This window comes from Pseudomonas sp. B15(2017) (genome assembly GCF_002113215.1).
In the GTDB taxonomy this organism is placed as follows: domain Bacteria; phylum Pseudomonadota; class Gammaproteobacteria; order Pseudomonadales; family Pseudomonadaceae; genus Aquipseudomonas.
The window spans coordinates 93978-116397 of the sequence record NZ_NEJZ01000004.1 but is presented as its reverse complement, the minus strand read 5'-3'; the positions used below and the strand labels follow the sequence as shown (position 1 = coordinate 116397).

General features: G+C 58.3%; 19 protein-coding genes and 3 tRNA genes. 1 reads left to right on the top strand and 21 read right to left on the bottom strand.

Annotation, left to right across the window (positions count from 1 at the left end):
• Positions 1 to 32: 32 nt before the first annotated feature.
• From CAF73_RS08290 to rlmE, 16 genes are all read right to left on the bottom strand, one after another.
• A tRNA-Thr gene (locus tag CAF73_RS08290) sits at positions 33 to 108 on the bottom strand.
• A gap of 129 nt (positions 109 to 237) precedes the next feature.
• Positions 238 to 2343, bottom strand: a complete 2106-nt coding sequence (gene pnp, locus CAF73_RS08285) for a polyribonucleotide nucleotidyltransferase (protein ID WP_011332410.1) — start codon at positions 2341 to 2343, stop codon at positions 238 to 240.
• 193 nt (positions 2344 to 2536) lie between these two features.
• On the bottom strand, positions 2537 to 2806 hold the full coding sequence (rpsO, locus tag CAF73_RS08280) for a 30S ribosomal protein S15 (RefSeq protein ID WP_085698397.1): 270 nt from the start codon (positions 2804 to 2806) through the stop codon (positions 2537 to 2539).
• A 141-nt stretch (positions 2807 to 2947) separates the two neighbouring features.
• Positions 2948 to 3865 carry a tRNA pseudouridine(55) synthase TruB gene (truB, locus tag CAF73_RS08275; RefSeq protein WP_085702438.1) on the bottom strand — a complete coding sequence of 306 codons (918 nt, stop codon included), beginning with the start codon at positions 3863 to 3865 and terminating at the stop codon, positions 2948 to 2950.
• A gap of 4 nt (positions 3866 to 3869) precedes the next feature.
• Entirely contained in the window at positions 3870 to 4268 is a 399-nt protein-coding gene (gene rbfA / locus CAF73_RS08270) for a 30S ribosome-binding factor RbfA (protein ID WP_085698395.1), read from the bottom strand.
• 161 nt (positions 4269 to 4429) lie between these two features.
• Complete coding sequence (gene infB / locus CAF73_RS08265; protein WP_085698394.1) at positions 4430 to 6946, bottom strand: translation initiation factor IF-2; 2517 nt, start codon at positions 6944 to 6946, stop codon at positions 4430 to 4432.
• A 27-nt stretch (positions 6947 to 6973) separates the two neighbouring features.
• Complete coding sequence (nusA, locus tag CAF73_RS08260) at positions 6974 to 8455, bottom strand: transcription termination factor NusA (RefSeq protein ID WP_085698393.1); 1482 nt, start codon at positions 8453 to 8455, stop codon at positions 6974 to 6976.
• Positions 8456 to 8502: 47 nt separating this feature from the next.
• Complete coding sequence (gene rimP / locus CAF73_RS08255; protein WP_039769696.1) at positions 8503 to 8961, bottom strand: ribosome maturation factor RimP; 459 nt, start codon at positions 8959 to 8961, stop codon at positions 8503 to 8505.
• Positions 8962 to 9099: 138 nt separating this feature from the next.
• Positions 9100 to 9176: transfer RNA gene (locus CAF73_RS08250), tRNA-Met, on the bottom strand.
• A gap of 97 nt (positions 9177 to 9273) precedes the next feature.
• A tRNA-Leu gene (locus tag CAF73_RS08245) sits at positions 9274 to 9359 on the bottom strand.
• Positions 9360 to 9381: 22 nt separating this feature from the next.
• A complete protein-coding gene (gene secG / locus CAF73_RS08240) occupies positions 9382 to 9765 on the bottom strand; it encodes a preprotein translocase subunit SecG (protein WP_011332406.1) in 384 nt (127 codons plus the stop codon).
• 4 nt (positions 9766 to 9769) lie between these two features.
• Entirely contained in the window at positions 9770 to 10525 is a 756-nt protein-coding gene (gene tpiA / locus CAF73_RS08235) for a triose-phosphate isomerase (RefSeq protein WP_085698392.1), read from the bottom strand.
• Positions 10526 to 10590: 65 nt separating this feature from the next.
• Positions 10591 to 11928: a phosphoglucosamine mutase gene (glmM, locus tag CAF73_RS08230; RefSeq protein ID WP_085698391.1), complete on the bottom strand. Its 1338-nt coding sequence runs from the start codon at positions 11926 to 11928 to the stop codon at positions 10591 to 10593.
• A gap of 16 nt (positions 11929 to 11944) precedes the next feature.
• A complete protein-coding gene (folP, locus tag CAF73_RS08225) occupies positions 11945 to 12796 on the bottom strand; it encodes a dihydropteroate synthase (protein ID WP_085702437.1) in 852 nt (283 codons plus the stop codon).
• A gap of 8 nt (positions 12797 to 12804) precedes the next feature.
• On the bottom strand, positions 12805 to 14712 hold the full coding sequence (gene ftsH / locus CAF73_RS08220) for an ATP-dependent zinc metalloprotease FtsH (protein WP_011332403.1): 1908 nt from the start codon (positions 14710 to 14712) through the stop codon (positions 12805 to 12807).
• A gap of 202 nt (positions 14713 to 14914) precedes the next feature.
• The gene (rlmE, locus tag CAF73_RS08215) at positions 14915 to 15544 is read right to left on the bottom strand and encodes a 23S rRNA (uridine(2552)-2'-O)-methyltransferase RlmE (RefSeq protein ID WP_085698389.1); all 630 of its coding nucleotides are present in this window, start codon (positions 15542 to 15544) and stop codon (positions 14915 to 14917) included.
• Positions 15545 to 15645: 101 nt separating this feature from the next.
• Between rlmE and CAF73_RS08210 the strand changes: the two genes are divergently transcribed.
• Positions 15646 to 15954, top strand: a complete 309-nt coding sequence (locus CAF73_RS08210; RefSeq protein WP_085698388.1) for a YhbY family RNA-binding protein — start codon at positions 15646 to 15648, stop codon at positions 15952 to 15954.
• Between the two features lie 9 nt (positions 15955 to 15963).
• Here the strand turns inward: CAF73_RS08210 and CAF73_RS08205 are convergent, their stop codons facing one another.
• From CAF73_RS08205 to dapB, 5 genes are all read right to left on the bottom strand, one after another.
• Positions 15964 to 16368: a hypothetical protein gene (locus CAF73_RS08205; protein ID WP_007953755.1), complete on the bottom strand. Its 405-nt coding sequence runs from the start codon at positions 16366 to 16368 to the stop codon at positions 15964 to 15966.
• A 28-nt stretch (positions 16369 to 16396) separates the two neighbouring features.
• Positions 16397 to 16873, bottom strand: a complete 477-nt coding sequence (gene greA / locus CAF73_RS08200; RefSeq protein WP_007953757.1) for a transcription elongation factor GreA — start codon at positions 16871 to 16873, stop codon at positions 16397 to 16399.
• A complete protein-coding gene (carB, locus tag CAF73_RS08195; protein ID WP_085698386.1) occupies positions 16870 to 20091 on the bottom strand; it encodes a carbamoyl-phosphate synthase large subunit in 3222 nt (1073 codons plus the stop codon). The genes greA and carB overlap by 4 nt, the downstream gene beginning before the upstream one ends.
• Positions 20092 to 20217: 126 nt before the next feature.
• Positions 20218 to 21354 carry a glutamine-hydrolyzing carbamoyl-phosphate synthase small subunit gene (gene carA, locus CAF73_RS08190; protein WP_007953761.1) on the bottom strand — a complete coding sequence of 379 codons (1137 nt, stop codon included), beginning with the start codon at positions 21352 to 21354 and terminating at the stop codon, positions 20218 to 20220.
• Between the two features lie 256 nt (positions 21355 to 21610).
• Positions 21611 to 22417, bottom strand: a complete 807-nt coding sequence (dapB, locus tag CAF73_RS08185; RefSeq protein WP_085702436.1) for a 4-hydroxy-tetrahydrodipicolinate reductase — start codon at positions 22415 to 22417, stop codon at positions 21611 to 21613.
• Positions 22418 to 22420: the final 3 nt, after the last annotated feature.

Here is a 22420-nt window from a genome sequence, read left to right as displayed (position 1 = left end):
ATAAATGCCGGTTTAAAAGGATAACGGAGAGGTGGTGCCCGAGACAGGAATCGAACCTGCGACCTTCGCGTTACGAGTGCGCTGCTCTACCGGCTGAGCTACACGGGCGGTGGGCTAAACCTAGCACTGGTCTTGCAGGTCGGCAACTTTGCCGAATGACTCGATATTTCACGGACAAAAAAATGCCCCGCCGTTTTCACGGCGGGGCATTTTCATTGCGCTAGGGCTGCGGGGTGATTAAACGCCCGAAGCCTTGGCAGCTGCCACGTCTTTGATGGACAGCTTGATACGGCCGCGGTTGTCCACGTCCAGTACCAGCACTTCCACTTCCTGGCCTTCTTTCAGGATGTCGGTCACTTTCTCTACGCGAGCGTCGCTCAGCATCGAGATGTGAACCAGACCGTCCTTGCCTGGCAGGATGTTGACGAATGCGCCGAAGTCGACGATGCGCTCAACCTTGCCGACGTAGATCTTGCCGATCTCGGCCTCAGCGGTGATACCCAGAACGCGCTGACGTGCTGCTTCAGCCGCTTCCTTGGTTTCGCCGAAGATCTTGATCGAACCGTCGTCTTCGATGTCGATCGAAGCCTTGGTTTCTTCGCAGATCGCACGGATGGTCGCGCCACCTTTACCGATAACGTCACGGATCTTGTCGGTGTCGATCTTCATCGCGATCATGGTCGGAGCGTTGGCCGACAGTTCGGTACGCGACTGGCCGATGATCTGGTTCATCTGGCCGAGGATGTTCAGGCGCGCTTCCAGGGCTTGGCCCAGAGCGATTTCCATGATCTCTTCGGTGATGCCCTTGATCTTGATGTCCATCTGCAGCGCGGTCACACCTTTGGCGGTACCGGCTACCTTGAAGTCCATGTCGCCCAGGTGGTCTTCGTCACCCAGGATGTCGGTCAGGACGGCGAACTTCTCGCCTTCTTTAACCAGACCCATGGCGATACCGGCAACCGGTGCCTTCATCGGAACACCAGCATCCATCAGGGCCAGGGAAGCGCCGCAAACGGAAGCCATCGAGCTCGAACCGTTGGATTCGGTGATTTCCGAAACCACACGGATGGTGTAAGGGAACACGTCAGCGGCTGGCAGCATGGCCGAAACCGAGCGACGGGCCAGACGGCCGTGACCGATTTCACGACGACCGGCGCCACCCATGCGACCACACTCGCCCACCGAGAACGGAGGGAAGTTGTAGTGCAGCATGAACGGGTCTTTTTTCTCGCCTTCCAGAGTGTCCAGCAGCTGCGCGTCACGGGCAGTGCCCAGCGTCGCGACGACCAGAGCCTGGGTTTCGCCACGGGTGAACAGTGCCGAACCGTGAGTCTTCGGCAGAACGCCGACTTCGATGTTCAGCGGGCGTACGGTGCGGGTGTCGCGACCGTCGATACGTGGCTTGCCGTTTACGATGTTTTCGCGAACGGTGCGGTATTCGATTTCGCCGAAAGCAGCTTTGACGTCGGCAGCCGAAGGCTGGCCTTCTTCGCCGGACAGCTTGGCGACGACCTGGTCACGCAGCTCGCCCAGACGCGCGTAACGGTCGGCCTTGATGGTGATGGTGTAAGCCTGGGAGATCGCTTCGCCGAACTCGGAACGGATAGCGGCCAGCAGCTCGGTGGCTTCTGGGGCAGGTGCCCATGTCCAGGTTGGCTTGGCCGCTTCGGCAGCCAGTTCTTTAACGGCGTTGATTACGACCTGGAACTCGTCGTGAGCAAACAGTACTGCGCCCAGCATCTGGTCTTCGGTCAGCTCTTTGGCTTCCGATTCAACCATCAGCACGGCGTCCGAAGTACCGGCAACGACCATGTCCAGGCTCGAAGCAGCTTGCTGCTCGTAGGTCGGGTTCAGCAGGTAGCCGGTGCTTTCGTGGAAAGCAACGCGAGCGGCGCCGATCGGGCCGTCGAACGGAATGCCGGAGATCGCCAGGGCAGCCGAGGTACCGATCATCGCAGCGATGTCCGGATCGGTTTTCTTGCTGGTGGAAACGACGGTGCAGACAACCTGCACTTCGTTCATGAAACCTTCAGGGAACAGCGGACGGATCGGACGGTCGATCAGTCGGGAAGTCAGGGTTTCTTTCTCGGAAGGACGGCCTTCACGCTTGAAGAAACCGCCAGGAATCTTACCGGCAGCGTAAGTCTTTTCCTGGTAGTGAACGGACAGAGGGAAGAAGCCCTTGCCCGGATCAGCTTGCTTGGCACCGACTACGGTCACCAATACGCTGACGTCGTCGTCAACGGTGACCAATACTGCGCCGGAGGCCTGACGGGCGATACGGCCAGTCTCGAGGGTAACGGTCGACTGACCGAACTGGAATTTTTTGATTACCGGGTTCACGGTGTCCTACCTTCTTTGTGGCTCTTGGGGGAACTGGTTTCTTGCGAAATTCTTGGGCAACGTCGGGAATCGGCCCGCGGATTGTCCGGGTAAAACGGTAGTTCAGATAAAACTTGAGGCTGGGAGCCTGCCGGACGCCGGCGGAAACCCGCTGACGTCTGACAGACAACCAACCTCATAGCGCAATCGCTGATTAGCGACGCAGACCCAGGCGAGCGATCAGAGCGCTGTAACGGCTCAGGTCCTTGCCTTTCAGGTAGTCCAGCAGCTTGCGACGCTGGTTAACCATGCGGATCAGACCACGACGGGAGTGGTGGTCTTTACCGTTGGCCTTGAAGTGACCTTGCAGTTTGTTGATGTTGGCGGTCAGCAGTGCAACTTGCACTTCTGGCGAACCAGTATCACCAACAGCTTGCTGGTAGTCGGCAACGATTTGAGCTTTTTCTTGAACGTCGAGAGCCATGAGGCAATCCTTTTATCAGGAAACTGTTTAAAAAACAGTTTCAACAGGCCAGGGACAAATCCCTGTATCTATAAATGAGTAGTGACCGTGCCTGTTGACAGCCACACTCGCCGGCCTGCTGTTACACAGACCGGTTTCCGGTCATTCTGACCGAATCAGTCGACGCGGCGCGATACGCCCGTCTTCGCTCACTTCACCGATACCGATGAAGCGACCGTTGTGATCCTGTACCCGCACCATGCCGAACTTCGGAGCATCCGGGGCACGTACCGGCTGGCCGTTGAGCCAGTAGAACGCGCTCGCTTCCGAGAACTGCAGCAACGGCCAATCCTGCAGGCCGCTGTCCGATGGCATCAGGAAGCGGTCGACCGCTTCGTTGCCGCCTTCGGCATGTACCGCTTCCAGCTCTTCGAGGGTCACGGTCTGCGCCAGGGTGAAAGGCCCGGCCTGGGTACGACGCAGTTCAGCGACGTACGCACCACAACCGAGTTGCTCACCGATATCCTCCACCAGAGTGCGAATATAGGTGCCCTTGCTGCAATCCACCGCGAGTCGCGCAGTATCGCCTTCGAAGGCCAGCAATTCCAAGCGCGCAATAGTAACAGAACGCGGTTCGCGCTCCACTACTTCGCCTGCACGGGCCAGCTTGTACAGCGGCTGGCCATCACGCTTGAGAGCCGAGTACATCGGCGGTATCTGGCTGATTTGACCGCGAAATTTCGGCAGGACCGCTTCAATGTCGGCCTGACCAACGGTCACCGCACGCTCCTGCAAAACCTCGCCTTCGGCGTCTGCCGTGGTGGTGGTCTTGCCCAGTTGCGCCAGGGTTTCGTAACCCTTGTCGGAATCGAGCAGGTATTGCGAGAACTTGGTCGCCTCGCCAAAGCACAGTGGCAGAACGCCGGTGGCCAGGGGATCGAGACTGCCGGTGTGACCGGCCTTCTCGGCGTTGAGCAACCAGCGAACCTTCTGCAACGCGGCATTGGAGGTGAACCCCAACGGCTTGTCGAGCAGGATGATGCCGCTGACGTTACGACGGATACGTTTGACCTGAGCCACCGAGTTACTCCTTGGTGTCTTCGGGTGCAGCAGTTTCGTGCTGACTGTCTTCGGCCACCGCGCGCTCGATCAGAGCGGAAAGGTGCGCACCACGGGCGACACTTTCGTCGTAGTGGAAATGCAATTGAGGCACGCTGCGCAGCTTCATTTCACGGGCCAGCTGCATGCGCAGGAAACCGGCGGCAGCATTGAGCACCTTGATGCTTTGCGCGATGTCTTCGGCGTTGTCCTGCCCCATCACGGTGATGAAGATCTTCGCGTGACCAACATCACGGCTGACATCTACAGCGGTAATGGTGACCAGGCCGACACGCGGATCTTTGACTTCACGACGGATCAGTTGGGCCAGCTCACGCTGCATCTGATCGCCGATACGTTGGGTACGGCTGTATTCTTTTGCCATGATTTTGTTACCTGTTACTGCCCCGCGGTGAAACCCGCAAGGTCTGAAAGCGGCAAACGCCCGGCCTGACTAAAAGCCAGACCGGGCGTTGCGTTTAGAGTCCTGACGCCGTGCCGCGCATTTTCATGCGACGGCCCGACGTGGCCCTTGAAGTGCGCGAGTCAGAGGCTGCGAGCAACCTGAACCTTCTCGAAGACTTCGATCTTGTCGCCGACCTTGACGTCGTTGTAGCTCTTCACGCCGATACCGCATTCCATGCCGGCACGTACTTCGGAAGCGTCATCCTTGAAGCGGCGCAGGGATTCCAGCTCGCCTTCGAAGATCACGATGTCTTCACGCAGTACACGGATCGGACGGTTACGGTGCACAACACCTTCAATCACCATGCAACCAGCGATCGCGCCAAACTTCGGCGAACGGAACACGTCACGGACTTCGGCCACACCGAGGATGTTCTCGCGAACATCGCTGCCAAGCATACCGGTCAGGGCTTTCTTGACGTCTTCGATGATGTCGTAGATCACGTTGTAGTAACGCATGTCCAGACCTTCCTGCTCGACGATCTTCCGTGCACCGGCATCGGCACGCACGTTGAAGCCGAACAGTACAGCGTTGGAAGCCAGTGCCAGGTTGGCATCGGACTCGGTGATACCACCGACGCCGCCACCGACCACGCGCACTTGCACTTCGTCGTTGCCCAGGCCGTTCAGAGCGCCCTGCAAGGCTTCCAGCGAACCACGGACGTCGGATTTGAGGACGATGTTGAGCGTCTTCTTCTCTTCCTGACCCATGCTCTCGAAGATGTTTTCCAGCTTGCCGGCGTGAGCGCGAGCCAGTTTGACTTCGCGGAACTTGCCTTGACGGAACAGAGCCACTTCACGGGCTTTCTTCTCGTCGGCAACCACGCTCATCTCGTCGCCCGCATCAGGCGTACCGTCCAGGCCGAGGATCTCAACCGGAATGGCCGGGCCCGCTTCCTTGATCGGCTTGCCGTTCTCGTCGAGCATGGCGCGCACGCGACCATAGTTCGAGCCAACCAGCACCATGTCGCCTTGACGCAGCGTACCGTCCTGAACCAGAACAGTCGCTACCGGGCCACGGCCCTTGTCCAGACGCGATTCAACCACGACACCACGGCCAGGAGCCGATGGAGTGGCGGTCAGCTCGAGAACTTCGGCTTGCAGCAATACCGCTTCAAGCAGTTCGTCGACGCCGGTACCCATTTTCGCCGAGACCGGAACGAATGGAGTGTCGCCACCCCAGTCTTCGGAGGTCACACCGTGGACCGACAGCTCGCTGCGGATGCGATCGAGATCAGCGCCCGGCTTGTCGATCTTGTTCACTGCGACTACCAGCGGAACGCCAGCCGCCTGAGCATGCTGAACAGCTTCGATGGTTTGTGGCATCACGCCGTCGTCCGCCGCAACCACCAGGATCACGATGTCGGTCGCCTTCGCACCACGAGCACGCATTGCGGTAAACGCGGCGTGACCCGGGGTGTCGAGGAAGGTGACCATGCCGCGTTCGGTTTCAACGTGGTATGCACCGATGTGCTGGGTGATACCGCCGGCTTCGCCAGCAGCTACCTTGGCACGACGGATGTAGTCGAGCAGCGAGGTCTTACCGTGGTCAACGTGACCCATTACGGTTACGACCGGCGCACGCGGAACCGCTTCACCTTCGAACTTCAGGGACTCGGCCAGGGAGTCTTCCAGGGCAGTGTCGCTGACCAGGGTCACTTTGTGGCCCAGTTCTTCGGCTACCAGTTGAGCAGTTTCCTGATCAAGCACCTGGTTGATGGTCGCTGGAGTACCCAGTTTGAACATGAACTTGATGATTTCGGCAGCCTTGACCGACATCTGCTGAGCGAGATCGCCAACAGTGATGGTTTCGCCGATCTTCACCTCACGCACGACAGGGCCGGTAGGGCTCTGGAAACCGTGAGCGTTGCGTTTTTTCAGCTTGGACTTGCCGCGACCGCCGCGACGGAAGCCATCGCTTTCTTCGTCGGTAGTACGTGGCGCCACGCGTGGAGCCGGCGCCTTTTCCTTGACCGATGCGCGATGCGGAGCGTTCTTGCGCTCGCCATCACCACCGCCACGACGATTGTTGTCGTCGGCGCGTGGCTTGTCCGGACGGCGCTGTTCGTCACGCTTGCGAGTGTCGGCAGCTGGCGCAGCAGCCACAACCGGCGCAGCTTCGCGCACTGGTTCGGCCACTGGCGCAGGTGCAGCGACGGCTTCAGCAGGAGCGGACGGCGCAGCAGGCTGGCGACGCGCTTCTTCTTCGGCGCGCACACGGGCTTCTTCTTCAGCCTTCTGACGGGCAGCATTCTCTACCGCGCGACGTTCATCCAGTTCACGCTTGCGCTCGGCTTCGATTTCTTCCGCGCTACGCTGTACGAAAACTTTCTTCTTGCGGACTTCAACGCTGATGCTTTTGCTGCCAGCCACACGCAGGGTGCTGGTGGTTTTACGCTGCAGCGTGATCTTGCGTGGTTCTTCCACTTTCGCCTTGTGGCTGCTCTTCAAGTGGGTCAGCAGGGATTGCTTCTCACTGTCAGTCACATTTTCTTCGGCGGCGGTGTGCGGCAGACCTGCCTCACGCATCTGCTGCAACAGGCGCTCTACCGGTGTTTTGACCTCATCGGCCAGTTGTTTCACCGTGACTTGCGTCATGCACTTCTCTCCTCAGGCCGCGCCTAATTACTCGAACCAGTGGGCTCGGGCGGCCATGATCAACTTGCCGGCACGATCATCGTCAATGCCGTCGATGTCGAGCAGATCGTCAATAGACTGCTCGGCCAGGTCTTCGCGGGTAATTACGCCGCGCACCGCCAGTTCCATCGCCAAATCCTTGTCCATACCCTCAAGCGAGAGCAGGTCTTCGGCCGGATGGGCGTCTGCCAGCTTTTCCTCAGTAGCGATGGCTTTGGTCAACAAGCGATCCTTGGCACGAGCGCGAAGCTCGTTGACGATGTCTTCGTCAAAGCCGTCGATGTTGAGCATTTCTTCCAACGGTACGTAGGCAATCTCTTCCAGGCTGGTGAAGCCTTCGTCTACCAGCACCTGAGCCAGCTCTTCGTCGACTTCCAGCTCGTCGATGAAGTTGCGCAGGATGTCGCCGGTTTCTGCTTGTTGCTTAGCCTGGATGTCCGATTCGGTCATCACGTTCAGGGTCCAGCCAGTCAGCTGGCTCGCCAGACGCACGTTCTGACCACCACGACCGATGGCCTGAGCCAGATTGTCTGCGCCAACAGCGATGTCCATGGCATGGGCATCTTCGTCAACGATGATGGCCGCCACTTCTGCCGGCGACATGGCATTGATCACGAACTGGGCCGGGTTGTCGTCCCACAGGACGATGTCGACACGCTCGCCACCCAACTCGCCCGACACGGCCTGGACGCGCGAACCGCGCATACCGATGCACGCGCCTTGCGGATCGATGCGCTTGTCCTTGGAGCGGACAGCGATCTTGGCACGCGAACCCGGATCACGGGATGCGGCCATGACTTCGATCAGGCCTTCAGCGATTTCCGGCACTTCGATACGGAACAGTTCGATCAGCATTTCCGGCGCGGTACGCGACAGGATCAGCTGAGGGCCGCGGTTCTCGGTGCGGATTTCCTTGAGCAGCGCACGCAGACGCACGCCGACCCGGAAGGTTTCGCGAGAAATGATGTCTTCACGGGCCAGCAACGCTTCAGCGTTATTACCCAGGTCGACGATCACGTTGTCGCGGGTCACTTTTTTCACGGTGCCGGAGATGATTTCTCCCAGGCGCTCGCGATAAGCGTCAACCACTTGAGCGCGCTCGGCTTCACGAACTTTCTGCACGATGACCTGCTTGGCAGTCTGTGCAGCGATGCGGCCGAACTCGATGGACTCGATCTTTTCTTCAACGACGTCGCCAACCTTGGCGCCAGGGTGCGTTTCAGCAACCTTGCTCGGCCAGGTTTCGATGGCCGGATCATCGAGATCATCCTCTTCGACGACCGTCCAGCGACGGAAAGTTTCGTAAGAACCGGTGTGGCGGTTGATTTCCACACGCAGATCAACTTCGTCTTCAAAACGCTTTTTGGTAGCAGTGGCCAGAGCCAGCTCCAGCGCTTCAAAAATTACGCTTGCCGGTACACCCTTTTCATTGGATACCGACTCAACAACCAGCAGTACTTCTTTGCTCATCGTACGCCTCGCCTTTCGCAAGCCATTGGATCCGCGGGATCCGCGTCTCAGTCAAAACTGGGAATAATGTTGGCCTTGTCGATCATATCGATCGGCAACAGGAATTCATGGTCATCTACCTGCACCACGACGTCCTGTTCTTCTACACCGCGCAGAAGGCCCTGAAAGTTGCGTCGACCTTCAAAAGGCGAGCGCAGCTTGATCTTCACTTGTTCACCGACATATTTGGCAAACTGCTCAAGAGTGAACAGTGGGCGTTCCATGCCTGGCGAGGAAACTTCAAGGGTGTATTCAACGGAGATCGGATCTTCAACATCCAGCACACCGCTGATCTGACGGCTGACGATGGCGCAATCGTCCACCAGTACGCCGCCTTCCTTATCGATATAAACGCGCAACATTGAGTGGCGACCTTGAGCCGAAAACTCAATACCCCAGCATTCATAGCCTAGGGCCACGACCACCGGGGCCAGCAAGGCCTGCAACTCTTCTAGCTTGCTCGACACCTGAACCCCCTCGTGCATGTATGTGCATGCTATGCAAAATAAAAAAATGGGCGAAACGCCCATCCTTGAAACGCCGTCGAACAGCGGCGTTGAAAGTGTCCAGCTAACAAAAAGCCCCTTAAAAGGGGCTCCTTAAACTGGTTGCGGGGGCCGGATTTGAACCGACGACCTTCGGGTTATGAGCCCGACGAGCTACCAGACTGCTCCACCCCGCGACAAAGCTGGGGCGGAAGTATACGACCGATCCCTTTTAGGGTCAATGTAACCTTCCACCTGCAAGAAAGCCCGCAACAGCGGGCTCTCCTGACTAATTGGTACCGAGAAGGGGACTCGAACCCCTACACCCTATGGGCACAACCACCTCAAGGTTGCGTGTCTACCAATTCCACCACCTCGGCAATACTACGTTTGAAACCCTTCTTACTTCTGCTCTTGAGCTGGAGGTACGTCAGTCGCTGGGGTAGCCGACTTTTGCTCTTGAAGCACCGGGACATCATCAGAAGCCGGTTGCTGCTTTGGAACTTCCAATACTGCCGGGTTTGGCAAACCTGCTTGAGTCAGCTGATGAGCCTTCTCTTTAGCAAAGTAACCTAACCCCAAGCTGGTTATGAAGAAACCGGCGGCAAGTATAGCAGTAAACTTACTAAGAAAGGTAGAGGAACCTTGGCTTCCGAACACAGTATTTGAAGCACCTGCTCCGAAAGACGCGCCAGCGTCCGCACCTTTACCCTGCTGCAGCAAAACCAGAGCAACTACGCCCAACGCACCCAGCAGATGAAAAACGACTACGACTGTTTCCAGCATTTTTTCAGTTTCCCGCGGCGCGACAGATCGCACCGAACTCATCTGCATTCAGGGAAGCTCCACCAATGAGCCCCCCATCGATATCCGGCATGCCGAACAGTTCGACCGCATTGGCCGCCTTCACGCTGCCGCCGTATAGAAGCCGCACACCTCGTGCCACTTCAGAATTCTCTGCCGCCAACTGCTCACGAATGGCTTTATGCACATCTTGAGCCTGTTGCGGCGTCGCAGTCAGCCCGGTACCAATCGCCCAGACCGGCTCGTAAGCGATCACTGCGTTGGCAAAAGCACCGACACCCAGCTCTTCTATGATACTGCCCAGCTGACGCCCGACAATCTCAAGAGTTTTTCCGGCCTCACGCTGCTCCAGGGTCTCCCCCACACACAATACCGGAATCAAGCCACATGCCTGTGCCGCTGCGAACTTGCGATTCAGCATTCCGTCTCGCTCGCCCATTATCTGGCGGCGTTCGGAGTGCCCGACAAGCACCAGGGAACAACCTGCATCCACCAACTGACTCGGCGCAATCTCGCCTGTCAACGCACCTTGCATGGATTCCACCGCAGAGTTCTGCGCACCGACCGAAATCGATTTGCCTTTCAAGCCATCAATCACCTGATTGATATGCAAGCAAGGCGGGAACACCGCGACATCAACACCGCTTGGCAAGGCCAGATGACGAAGGCCGTTGATCAGCTCAGCGACGCTGGCGCGGGTACCGTGCATCTTCCAGTTACCAGCTACCATAGGGCGACGCATGCTGTACCTCGTCGGTCAAAGTGGGCGCAGATGTTACCCAACACAATCATGGCTGGCAAGCCGAATCAGGCAGAAACTTCAGTTACCAGTTTTGCCAGCTCTTCGGCATAGCCACGAACCTGAGTTTCGTCCTCGCCTTCGACCATCACCCGCACCAGAGGCTCTGTTCCGGACTTGCGCAAAAGCACGCGACCACGACCCGCCATCGCCTGGGTCACGCGCGCACTCGCTTCCTTGACAGCCGGGTGCTCCAACGGGCTTTCGCCCCCACCGAAACGCACGTTGATCAGCACCTGCGGACATTTGCGCAATGCCTGGCGAGTTTGAGCAAGCCCCTCGTTACGCGTCTTCAGCGCCATCAGCACTTGCAAGGCCGCGATGATCGCATCACCCGTGGTGGTGTGGTTGAAGCACACGACATGCCCCGAGTTTTCTCCACCGACCAGCCAGTTACGCTCCAGCAGTTCGGCGATCACATAGCGGTCACCGACATTGGCGCGCACAAAAGGAATACCCAAATCCGCGAGCGCGAGCTCAAGTCCAAGGTTACTCATCAAGGTACCGACTACACCGCCTTGCAACTTGTCGCGCTCATGAAGATCGCGCGCAATGATGTACAACAGTTCGTCACCATCAACAATCGCACCCGTGTGGTCGACCATCAGCACCCGGTCACCATCGCCATCGAAGGCGATACCCAGATCCGCATGTTCGGACAACACCGCCGCCTGCAATTGCCCCATATGCGTGGAGCCGCAGTTGTCATTGATGTTCAGGCCGTTAGGCTGCGCCGACAAAACGACGACCTCGGCGCCCAACTCACGAAAAACACTCGGCGCCACTTTATAGGTAGCACCGTGTGCGCAGTCGATGACGATCTTCAGCCCGGAAAAACTGGTACCAGTCGGCACGGAGCTCTTGCAGAATTCGATATAGCGGCCGGACGCATCATTGATTCGCGACACCTTGCCGATCTTGCTCGACTCGACAACGGTCATTGGTGTATCGAGCAACTCTTCAATCATCAACTCCAGCTCATCGGGCAGCTTGGTGCCCTTGCCGGAGAAGAACTTGATGCCGTTATCGTCATGCGGATTGTGCGATGCACTGATCACGATCCCGGCCTCAGCCTGGAATGTACGCGACAAATAGGCGATGGCCGGAGTCGGCATCGGGCCGAGCAGCATGACATCGGCGCCCGCAGAAGTCAGGCCAGCCTCAAGGGCCGATTCAAACATGTAGCCGGAAATCCGCGTGTCCTTGCCGACCAGCACCTTGCAGGCACCCATCTTGCGAAATGCCATACCGGCAGCCCAGCCGAGCTTGAGCATGAAGTCAGGAGTGATCGGGTATTCCCCGACACGACCACGAATACCGTCAGTACCAAAGTATTTCTTGCTCATAAGTGCTCCATCATTCTTATTCGGCTGATTCCACGGCCGCGAGCATTCGCACCACGTCCACCGTTTCCGCCACATCATGGACGCGCAATATACGCGCACCTTTCACCATTGCCAGTGCGGCCAAAGCCAGACCACCGAAAAGACGCTCACCCACAGGGCGACTCAATGCATGACCGATCATGCTTTTGCGTGAAACACCCACCAACAGAGGCCGCCCCAGCGCATGCAGGGCCTCCATATGCTTGAACAAGCTTAGATTGTGCTGCAGGGTTTTGGCGAAGCCGAAGCCCGGGTCGAGAATGATCCGCTCGGCGGGAATTCCTGCCCTCTCACACTGAACCATGCGCTCAGCAAGAAACTCACCTACCTCACGGGTGACATCCTGATAACGCGGATCGTCCTGCATATCACCAGGCTCGCCAAGCATATGCATCAGGCACACGGGCAATCCCGTGGCGGCCGCCGCATCAAGTGCGCCATCGCGCCGTAGCGAACGAACATCGTTGATCAAGCCGGCACCCAAGCGAGCCGTTTCGCGCATGACCGCCGGAGTAGATGTATCGACGGATATGACCACATCCAGTTCGCGATTGATAAGCTCGACAACGGGAGCGACACGCTCCAGCTCCTCCAAGGGAGAAACCGCCCGCGCGCCTGGCCGGGTCGACTCGCCGCCCACATCGATCAGCGTCGCACCCGCCGCAACCATGGCTTCGGCATGACGCAAGGCCGCGTCGAGCTGGCTGTATCGGCCACCGTCGGAAAAGGAATCGGGAGTGACATTGAGAATGCCCATGACATGAGTCCGGGCCAAATCAAGAACCCGGTTGCCGCAAGGCAACCGGGTCAGGGACTGTACAGAAGTCATTTCAAACCTTAAACGTCGGCAGCAGGACCGCCAATCGGTGTTTCCGGACGCTCACCCTGAATGACAGGAGGCGTGCCAGTTCCGGTGCCGCCCGACCAGTCGCGAGGCTCGCGAGGTGTACGTCCGGCCATGATGTCGTCGATCTGTTCGGCATCGATCGTTTCGTACTTCATCAGGGCATCCGCCATGGCATCGAGCTTGTCGCGGTTGTCCGTGAGAATTTGCTTGGCCGTGCCGTAGCACTGGTCGATGATGCTGCGCACTTCGGAGTCGATCAGCTTGGCTGTCTCACCGGAGAAGCTGGCATTCTGACCCCCACCACCGCGACCGAGGAATACTTCACCCTCTTCTTCGGCATACATCAACGGACCGAGCTTTTCCGACAGCCCCCATTTAGTCACCATGTTCCGCGCAATCTGACTCGCGCGCATGATGTCGTTGGAAGCACCCGTGGTCACACCATCGAAGCCCAAAGTCATTTCTTCGGCAATTCGGCCGCCGTACAACGAGCAGATCTGACTGATCAGCGCACGCTTGGACAGGCTGTAACGATCTTCTTCCGGCAGGAACATGGTCACACCCAGCGCACGACCGCGCGGGATGATCGATACCTTGTAGACCGGATCATGCTCGGGCACGACACGACCAACAATGGCATGGCCTGCCTCGTGATAAGCAGTGTTCTGCTTTTCCTTCTCGGACATGACCATGGATTTGCGCTCGGCGCCCATCATGATTTTGTCTTTGGCCAGTTCGAATTCTTTCATCTCGACGATGCGCTTGCCGGCGCGAGCAGCAAACAGCGAAGCCTCGTTGACCAGATTCGCCAGATCGGCACCGGAGAAGCCCGGAGTACCACGCGCAATAACGGCCGGAGCGACATCGTCACCCATTGGCACTTTACGCATGTGAACCTTGAGGATCTGCTCACGACCACGTATGTCCGGCAGACCGACCACAACTTGACGGTCGAAACGACCAGGACGCAGCAATGCAGGGTCGAGCACGTCAGGACGGTTGGTCGCAGCGATGACGATAATGCCGTCATTCATTTCGAAGCCATCCATCTCCACCAGCAACTGGTTGAGAGTCTGCTCGCGCTCATCGTGACCGCCGCCCATGCCGGCGCCACGATGGCGACCAACGGCGTCGATCTCGTCGATGAAGATAATGCACGGAGCGTGTTTCTTGGCCTGCTCGAACATGTCACGAACACGGCTGGCACCAACACCGACGAACATTTCGACGAAGTCGGAACCGGAAATGGTAAAGAACGGCACTTTGGCTTCGCCGGCAATCGCCTTGGCCAGCAAGGTTTTACCGGTACCCGGAGGACCGACCATCAGCACGCCACGAGGAATGCGGCCGCCCAGACGCTGGAACTTGCCCGGATCACGAAGAAATTCAACCAGCTCACCAACTTCTTCCTTCGCTTCGTCGCAACCGGCAACGTCAGCCAGAGTGGTTTTCACCTGATCTTCGGACAGCAGACGCGCCTTGCTCTTGCCAAAGCTCATCGGCCCGCCCTTGCCGCCCGCGCCGCCCTGCATCTGGCGCATGAAGAACATGAACACCGCGATGATCACCAGGATCGGGAAGCTGGCTACCAGGAGCTGGGTCCAGATACTTTGCTGCTCAGGCTGCTTGCCTTCGACCACAACGTGGTTGTCGACGAGATCGCCGATCAGGCCATTGTCCTGGATTGCCGGACGAATGGTCTTGAAGCTATCGCCATCGTTGCGTTTGCCGGTAATCACGTAGCCGTCGACGGCCACGCGCTCGACCTTGCCATCCTTGACCTGCTGGATGAAGTCGGAATAGTTGAGGGTCTGCGGCTCGTTAGGGCTGGAGAAGTTGTTCATCACCGTCACCAGGACAGCCGCGATGATCAACCACAGGATCAGATTCTTTGCCATATCGTTCAATTAACTACCCTCTGAAGCAAGCTCCGCTACTGGCGCGCGCTTCGCATGATATTCACCGGCCTAACTTACTACATTACCTACAGCTCTGGCAGGCGCCGTCTGTAACCCTTTGTGAAACACTTTCTACACAATATTCGCTTATGCACGCGGGGCGAAATACGAAAAACCTATCACCCCGGCAAAAAACCTCGTTTTACTCACTGTGACCGCGATAGCCCCAAGCCAGCATATATTGCTCGCGGGAACTGTCGCGGGAAGAGTCCGGTTTAATCATCTGGACCTTGTCGAATTTCCGACGAGCGTCCTTCAGATAAGTATCGAACCCTTCACCCTGAAAAATCTTGATCAGGAAATTACCGCCCGGCTTGAGAATCCGCTCCGCCAGGTCAAGCGCCAGTTCGCAAAGAAACATGGCTTTCGGCATATCTACGGCGGGCGTACCACTCATATTGGGGGCCATATCGGAAATCACAAGGTCCACCTGTGAATTACCCACCGCCTCAAGGATTTGAGCAAGGACTTCATCCTGAGTGAAATCCCCCTGAATGAAGGTCACATCCGGAATGCTGTCCATTTCCAGGATGTCCGAAGCGATCAGACGCCCCTGACCACCGATCAACCGACTGGTGACCTGCGACCAGCCGCCGGGCGCGGCGCCCAGGTCGACAACGCTCATGCCGGGCCGGATCAGTTTGTATTTTTCCTGGACCTCCAGAAGCTTGTAACTCGCACGCGAACGGTAACCGTCCTTCTGCGCCTGCTTCACATAGGGGTCATTGACATGTCTTTTCAGCCAACCAAGGCTTGTCTTGGAACGCGCCATTGGGCACCTCGTTGATTAGGGTCGTGATTAATTGGGCGGATCCACGAGCCCTCGGGTAAAATGGCCGCCATTTTACAGAATCCAGACGAAAGGGTCAGATTATGCCGCTCACTCCCGAGCAGAAGAAACAGTACAAATCCATTGGCCACCACCTGAAACCAGTTCTGACTGTGGCTGACAACGGTTTGACTGAGGGTGTTTTAGCCGAACTCGAACGCGCATTGGCGGATCACGAGCTGATCAAGATCAAGCTCAACATCCTCGATCGTGAGGCGCGCCTGGCGTCCATTGCAGAGCTGTGCAAGGTCGGCAAGGCCGATCTGGTTCAAGTCATCGGCAAGATGGCACTGATTTACCGCAAGAACTTCAGCGTCAACAAGCAGCTGTCGAACGTCCATCGCTTCAAGTGATGGCCAGGGTCAAGGGTGTGCTTCGCGCACCCTGCCACTCCATCCCGGCACCGGCTGCAAAACCAGCACCAACCCGGAGAAACCCAGTACAAGAAAGCTGAACACCTGCCAGCGCTGCGCATCCGGCCAGCCGACACGCACTGCGACAAACATCGCACACGCATACAACGCCATCAGCAACACCTGTCCGCGAAAATCCCGCCACAGACTGGCAAGGCCTTCGGCCTGTACCAGCACCAAAGCCTGAAATATCACGCACGCGACGGCGAAACCCACCACCGCCACTTCAAACGTACTTGCAACTTCATCGATCAACAGCGGTGCCAGGCCGATTTGACCCAACACCGGTCGCAGACCGAGATGAACCAGCCACAAGCCACCAACCCACAACATCTGGGCCAGTTGCCAGAGCATCGCGCCCGCATGCAGCGGGCGCCCACTCTCAGATGTGACGGACTTCGACAATCTCGTACTCGATATCGCCGCCCGGCGTTTTCACGACGACCGTGTCGCCCTCTTCCTTGGCAATCAAGGCGCGAGCGATCGGAGAGCCGACGGAAATCTTGCCGAGTTTGATGTCCGCTTCATCCTCACCCACGATCTGGTAAGTGACGCTTTCATCAGTTTCGACGTTGGCGATTTCGACGGTGGTGCCGAAAATCACTTTGCCGGTGTGCGGAATGGTCGTCACGTCGATGATCACCGCGTTCTGCAGGCGACCTTCGATGTCACGGATCCGCGCCTCGACCATGCCTTGCTGTTCGCGCGCGGCATGGTATTCAGCGTTTTCTTTCAAGTCACCCAACTCGCGGGCCGTACCGATGTCCTGGCTGAGCTTCGGACGAACGACCTTGGTCAGGTGAGCATGCTCTTCTTCCAGGGCTTTGGAGCCCTGGACGGTCATTGGGTATTTATTCATGCCTTCAATCCTGCGTGTAGATCCTGCAAGCGGCGTACGGTCTTCTCAGGACCGAACTTCAGCGCTTCACAGATAGCTTCGCCAGCAGCAATGGTGGTGGTGCAGTAGATTTTGTGCTGCAAGGCGTTACGACGAATGGAATAGGAATCGGCGATCGACTGACGCCCTTCGGTGGTGTTGATGATCAGGGTGACTTCGTCATTCTTGATCATGTCGACCACGTGTGGACGACCCTCGGTCACCTTGTTCACGCGACGCACTTTCAGACCTGCGGCTTCGATCAGCTTGGCAGTGCCGGCAGTGGCTACGACTTCGAAGCCCAAGTTGATCAGATCACGGGCCACGCCTGCAACCAGTGGCTTGTCATCGTCGCGCACGCTGATGAATGCGGTACCGCCGGTCGGCAGCACTTCGCTGGCACCCATCTGGGCTTTGGCAAAGGCTTCGCCGAAGGTGTCACCGACACCCATCACTTCACCGGTGGATTTCATCTCAGGGCCGAGGATCGGGTCAACGCCAGGGAACTTGGCGAACGGGAACACCGCCTCTTTCACACTGTAGAAGTTCGGAATGATTTCCTTGGTGAAACCGATTTCCTTCAGGGTTTTACCAGCCATCACGCGAGCCGCGATCATCGCCAGGGAAACACCGATGCACTTCGAAACGAACGGTACGGTACGGGAAGCCCGCGGGTTGACTTCGATGACGTAAATATCTTCGCCCTGCAGCGCCAACTGAACGTTCATCAGGCCGACCACGCCCAGTTCCAGGGCCATTTTCTTGACCTGTTCGCGCATCTCGTCCTGGATGTGCGCCGGCAGCGAGTACGGCGGCAGCGAGCACGCCGAGTCACCGGAGTGAACGCCGGCCTGTTCGATGTGCTGCATGATCGCGCCGATCACTACGTCCTTGCCGTCGCAGACCGCATCCACGTCCATCTCGATGGCGCAGTTGAGGAAGTGGTCGAGCAGCACCGGGCTGTCGTTCGACACTTGCACCGCGTCACGCAGGTAACGCTTGAGTTCTTCTTCCTTGTAGACGATTTCCATCGCCCGGCCGCCCAGCACATAGGACGGACGCACCACCAGCGGGTAACCGATTTTCGCAGCAGCACGAACAGCTTCGTCTTCGCTGCGCACGGTGGCGTTTGGCGGCTGACGCAGGTTCAGACGCTCGACCATTTGCTGGAAGCGCTCACGGTCTTCGGCACGGTCGATGGCGTCAGGGCTGGTGCCGATGATCGGCACGCCGGCCGCTTCCAGGGCGCGAGCCAGTTTCAGAGGCGTCTGGCCGCCGTACTGGACGATCACGCCTTTCGGCTTCTCGACGCGGCAGATTTCCAGCACGTCTTCCAGAGTGACCGGTTCGAAGTACAGACGATCGGAAGTGTCGTAGTCAGTGGAAACGGTTTCCGGGTTGCAGTTGACCATGATGGTCTCGTAACCGTCATCGCGCAGCGCCAGTGCCGCGTGTACGCAGCAGTAGTCGAACTCGATGCCCTGACCGATACGGTTCGGGCCACCGCCAAGGATGATGATCTTGTCGCGACCGGACGGCGCGGCTTCGCACTCTTCCTCGTAGGTCGAGTACAGGTAGGCGGTGTCGGTGGCGAACTCGGCCGCGCAGGTGTCGACGCGCTTGTAGACCGGGAACACTTCCAGCTTGTGGCGGTGAGTACGCAGGTTCTTCTCGGTGACGCCCAACAGCTTGGCCAGACGCTGGTCGGAGAAACCTTTGCGCTTGAGCTTGAACATCAGGTCGCGGTCGATAGCGGACAGACCAAGGGTCTTGACCTTCTCTTCGTCCTTGATCAGATCTTCGATCTGTACCAGGAACCACGGATCGATCATGTTCATGCCGAAGATTTCTTCGACGGTCATGCCGGCGCGGAAGGCGTCCGCCACGTACCAGATACGCTCGGCGCCAGGCACGGTCAGTTCGCGCTTGAGCACGCTCATGCTTTCCGGGTTGCTCAGGTCGACTTTCTCGTCCAGACCGCAAACACCCACTTCCAGACCGCGCAGGGCTTTCTGCAGGGATTCCTGGAAGGTACGGCCGATGGCCATGACTTCGCCTACGGACTTCATTTGGGTGGTCAGACGCGCATCAGCGTTGGAGAACTTCTCGAAAGCGAAGCGCGGCATCTTGGTGACGACGTAGTCGATGGACGGTTCGAACGACGCCGGGGTCTTGCCGCCGGTGATGTCGTTCGACAGCTCGTCGAGGGTGTAGCCGACTGCCAGTTTGGCCGCAACCTTGGCGATCGGGAAACCGGTGGCTTTCGAAGCCAGGGCCGAAGAGCGCGATACACGCGGGTTCATTTCGATCACGACCATGCGGCCGGTGTCCGGGCAGATACCGAACTGAACGTTGGAACCGCCGGTCTCGACGCCGATCTCGCGCAGTACCGCCAGCGAGGCGTTACGCAGGATCTGATATTCCTTGTCGGTCAGGGTCTGGGCCGGGGCAACAGTGATCGAGTCACCAGTGTGCACGCCCATCGGGTCGAAGTTTTCGATCGAGCAGACGATGATGCAGTTGTCCTTCTTGTCGCGGACAACTTCCATTTCATACTCTTTCCAGCCGATCAGCGATTCGTCGATCAGCAGCTCCTTGGTCGGCGACAGGTCCAGACCGCGGGCGCAGATTTCTTCGAACTCTTCACGGTTGTAAGCGATACCGCCACCGGTGCCGCCCATGGTGAAGGACGGACGGATAATGCACGGGAAGCCCAGGCGCTCAAGCACTGCGTTGGCTTCTTCCATGCTGTGGGCGATACCGGAACGCGGGCATTCCAGGCCGATGGCTTTCATCGCCTTATCGAAACGCGAACGGTCTTCAGCCTTGTCGATGGTGTCGGCGTTGGCCCCGATCATCTCTACGCCGAACTTCTCCAGAACGCCTTCGCGCTCCAGATCCAGGGCGCAGTTCAGAGCAGTCTGGCCGCCCATGGTTGGCAACACGGCATCCGGACGCTCTTTTTCGATGATCTTGGCAACGGTCTGCCATTTGATCGGCTCGATGTAGGTGGCGTCGGCCATGTCCGGATCGGTCATGATGGTGGCCGGGTTGGAGTTCACCAGGATGACGCGGTAACCCTCTTCGCGCAGGGCTTTGCAAGCCTGGGCGCCGGAGTAGTCGAATTCGCAAGCCTGGCCGATAACGATCGGGCCAGCGCCGAGAATCAGGATGCTTTTAATGTCTGTACGTTTTGGCATGGGTTTGTCACTCAAATCCGCAGGTCAGTCGGCAAGCCGTCTTGATCGATTTCTGAAGTCCCGAGGGGGCCGCCGGTTCCGGGGCCGCCCTCAAGAGGCTTCTCGCTACAGTCTCAAGGCGAGCGCTTAGCGTCGCTTGGCCATCTCGTTGATGAAGCGGTCAAACAGAGGGGCCACATCGTTCGGGCCCGGGCTCGCCTCAGGGTGACCCTGGAAGCTGAACGCGCTCTTGTCGGTGCGCTCGATACCTTGCAAGGTGCCGTCGAACAGCGATTTGTGGATCGCGCGGACGTTGGCTGGCAGGGTTTCTTCGTCAACCGCGAAACCGTGGTTCTGGCTGGTGATCATCACGACGCCCGTGTCCAGATCCTGAACCGGGTGGTTGGCACCGTGGTGGCCGTGACCCATTTTCAGGGTCTTGGCGCCAGAGGCCAGGGCCAGGAGTTGGTGACCGAGGCAGATGCCGAAGACCGGAATTTCGGTTTCCAGCACTTCCTTGATTGCCTTGATCGCGTAGTCGCAAGGCTCCGGATCGCCAGGGCCGTTGGACAGGAACACGCCGTCCGGTTTCAGGGCGAGTACGTCGGCAGCCGGGGTTTGCGCCGGCACAACGGTCACGCGGCAGCCGCGCTCGACCAGCATGCGCAGGATGTTGACCTTGACGCCGTAGTCGTAGGCAACCACGTGATAAGGGAGTTCGGAGGCTTCGATGGTCGCGTGGCTGTCGGTTTTCAGATCCCAGACAGTGGAGCGCCATTCGTATTGGGTCTTGGTGCTGACGACTTTCGCCAGGTCCATGCCCTTCAGGCCCGGGAAGCCTTGCGCCGCGGCGATGGCCGCTTCTTCGGAAATGTTGTCGCCGGCCATGATGCAGCCGTTCTGTGCGCCTTTTTCACGCAGAATGCGGGTCAGGCGGCGGGTGTCGATACCAGCGATTGCCACAACATTGTTGGCTTTCAGGTAATCGGACAGAGACATCGTGTTACGCCAGTTGCTCGCTACCAGGGGCAGGTCACGGATGACCAGGCCAGCGGACCAGACGCGGTCGGACTCGGCGTCTTCCGGCGTGGTACCGGTGTTGCCGATGTGCGGGTAAGTCAGGGTAACGATCTGTTGGGCGTAGGAAGGATCGGTAAGGATTTCCTGATAGCCGGTCATTGCGGTGTTGAACACCACCTCACCAACGGTCTGACCGTCGGCTCCAATGGCTTCGCCGCGAAAAATGCTGCCATCAGCAAGGGCGAGTATGGCTGGCTTAGTCAAGAAGACCTCCCGTAAATAACGCATGAAAGGGCAATCGCAGGTTGTAAAAAAGCGGAGTGACGTATGGACACGTCACCCCGCTTCTTCACTGAATTATTCTGCGCGCTTTTAGTGGACACACTAAAGCTGTAGCTTACAGAAAAAGGGATTTTTGGTCTACCGCCAATGAGCCCGAAAGGCCGGAGAATGCGACAGGGCGTCGCCGGGTGGAGCAAAACCGGCACAAACAGGGCGTTTGCGCCGGCTTCAGAACATCTCAACGCAGATCGAGCACGTCCTGCATGTCGTAAAGACCCGGTTCACGAGCATCCAGCCACAACGCTGCACGCACCGCGCCTTTGGCGAAGGTCATGCGACTCGAAGCCTTGTGCGTGATTTCCAGGCGCTCGCCCTCACAGGCAAACAGCACCGTGTGATCACCCACCACATCACCACCTCGAACAGTGGCGAAACCGATGGTTTCACGCTCACGGGCACCGGTGTGACCTTCACGACCATAGACCGCGACCTTCTGCAGATCACGGTCCAGCGCATTGGCAATCACCTCACCCATGCGCAGGGCCGTACCCGACGGCGCATCGATCTTGTGGCGGTGATGGGCTTCGATGATTTCGATGTCCGCATCTTCCGCCAATACCCGCGCCGCCATGTCGAGCAGCTTCAACGACAGGTTGACGCCAACACTGAAATTGGCAGCGAAGACAATCGGAATGTCCTTGCCCGCCTCGGCCAGCAACTGCTTCTGCGCAGCGTCCAGCCCGGTCGTGCCGATCACCATCGCCTTGCCGGCCTTGCGGCAGAAGGCCAGGTTTTTCAGCATGACTTCCGGCAGGGTGAAGTCGATCAACACATCGAACTCTTCCGCCACCGACTCCAGATTCCCGGAGAGCGGCACACCGATTCGACCGAGCGAAGCCAGCTCACCGGCATCCACACCGATCAGCGTACTGCCAGGGCGGACAATCGCAGCCGTCAGACCGGTCAGCGGCGCGCGCTGCTGCACCGCCTCGACCAGAATCTTGCCCATGCGCCCGGCAGCGCCCATCACAGCTATACGTCGCATGCC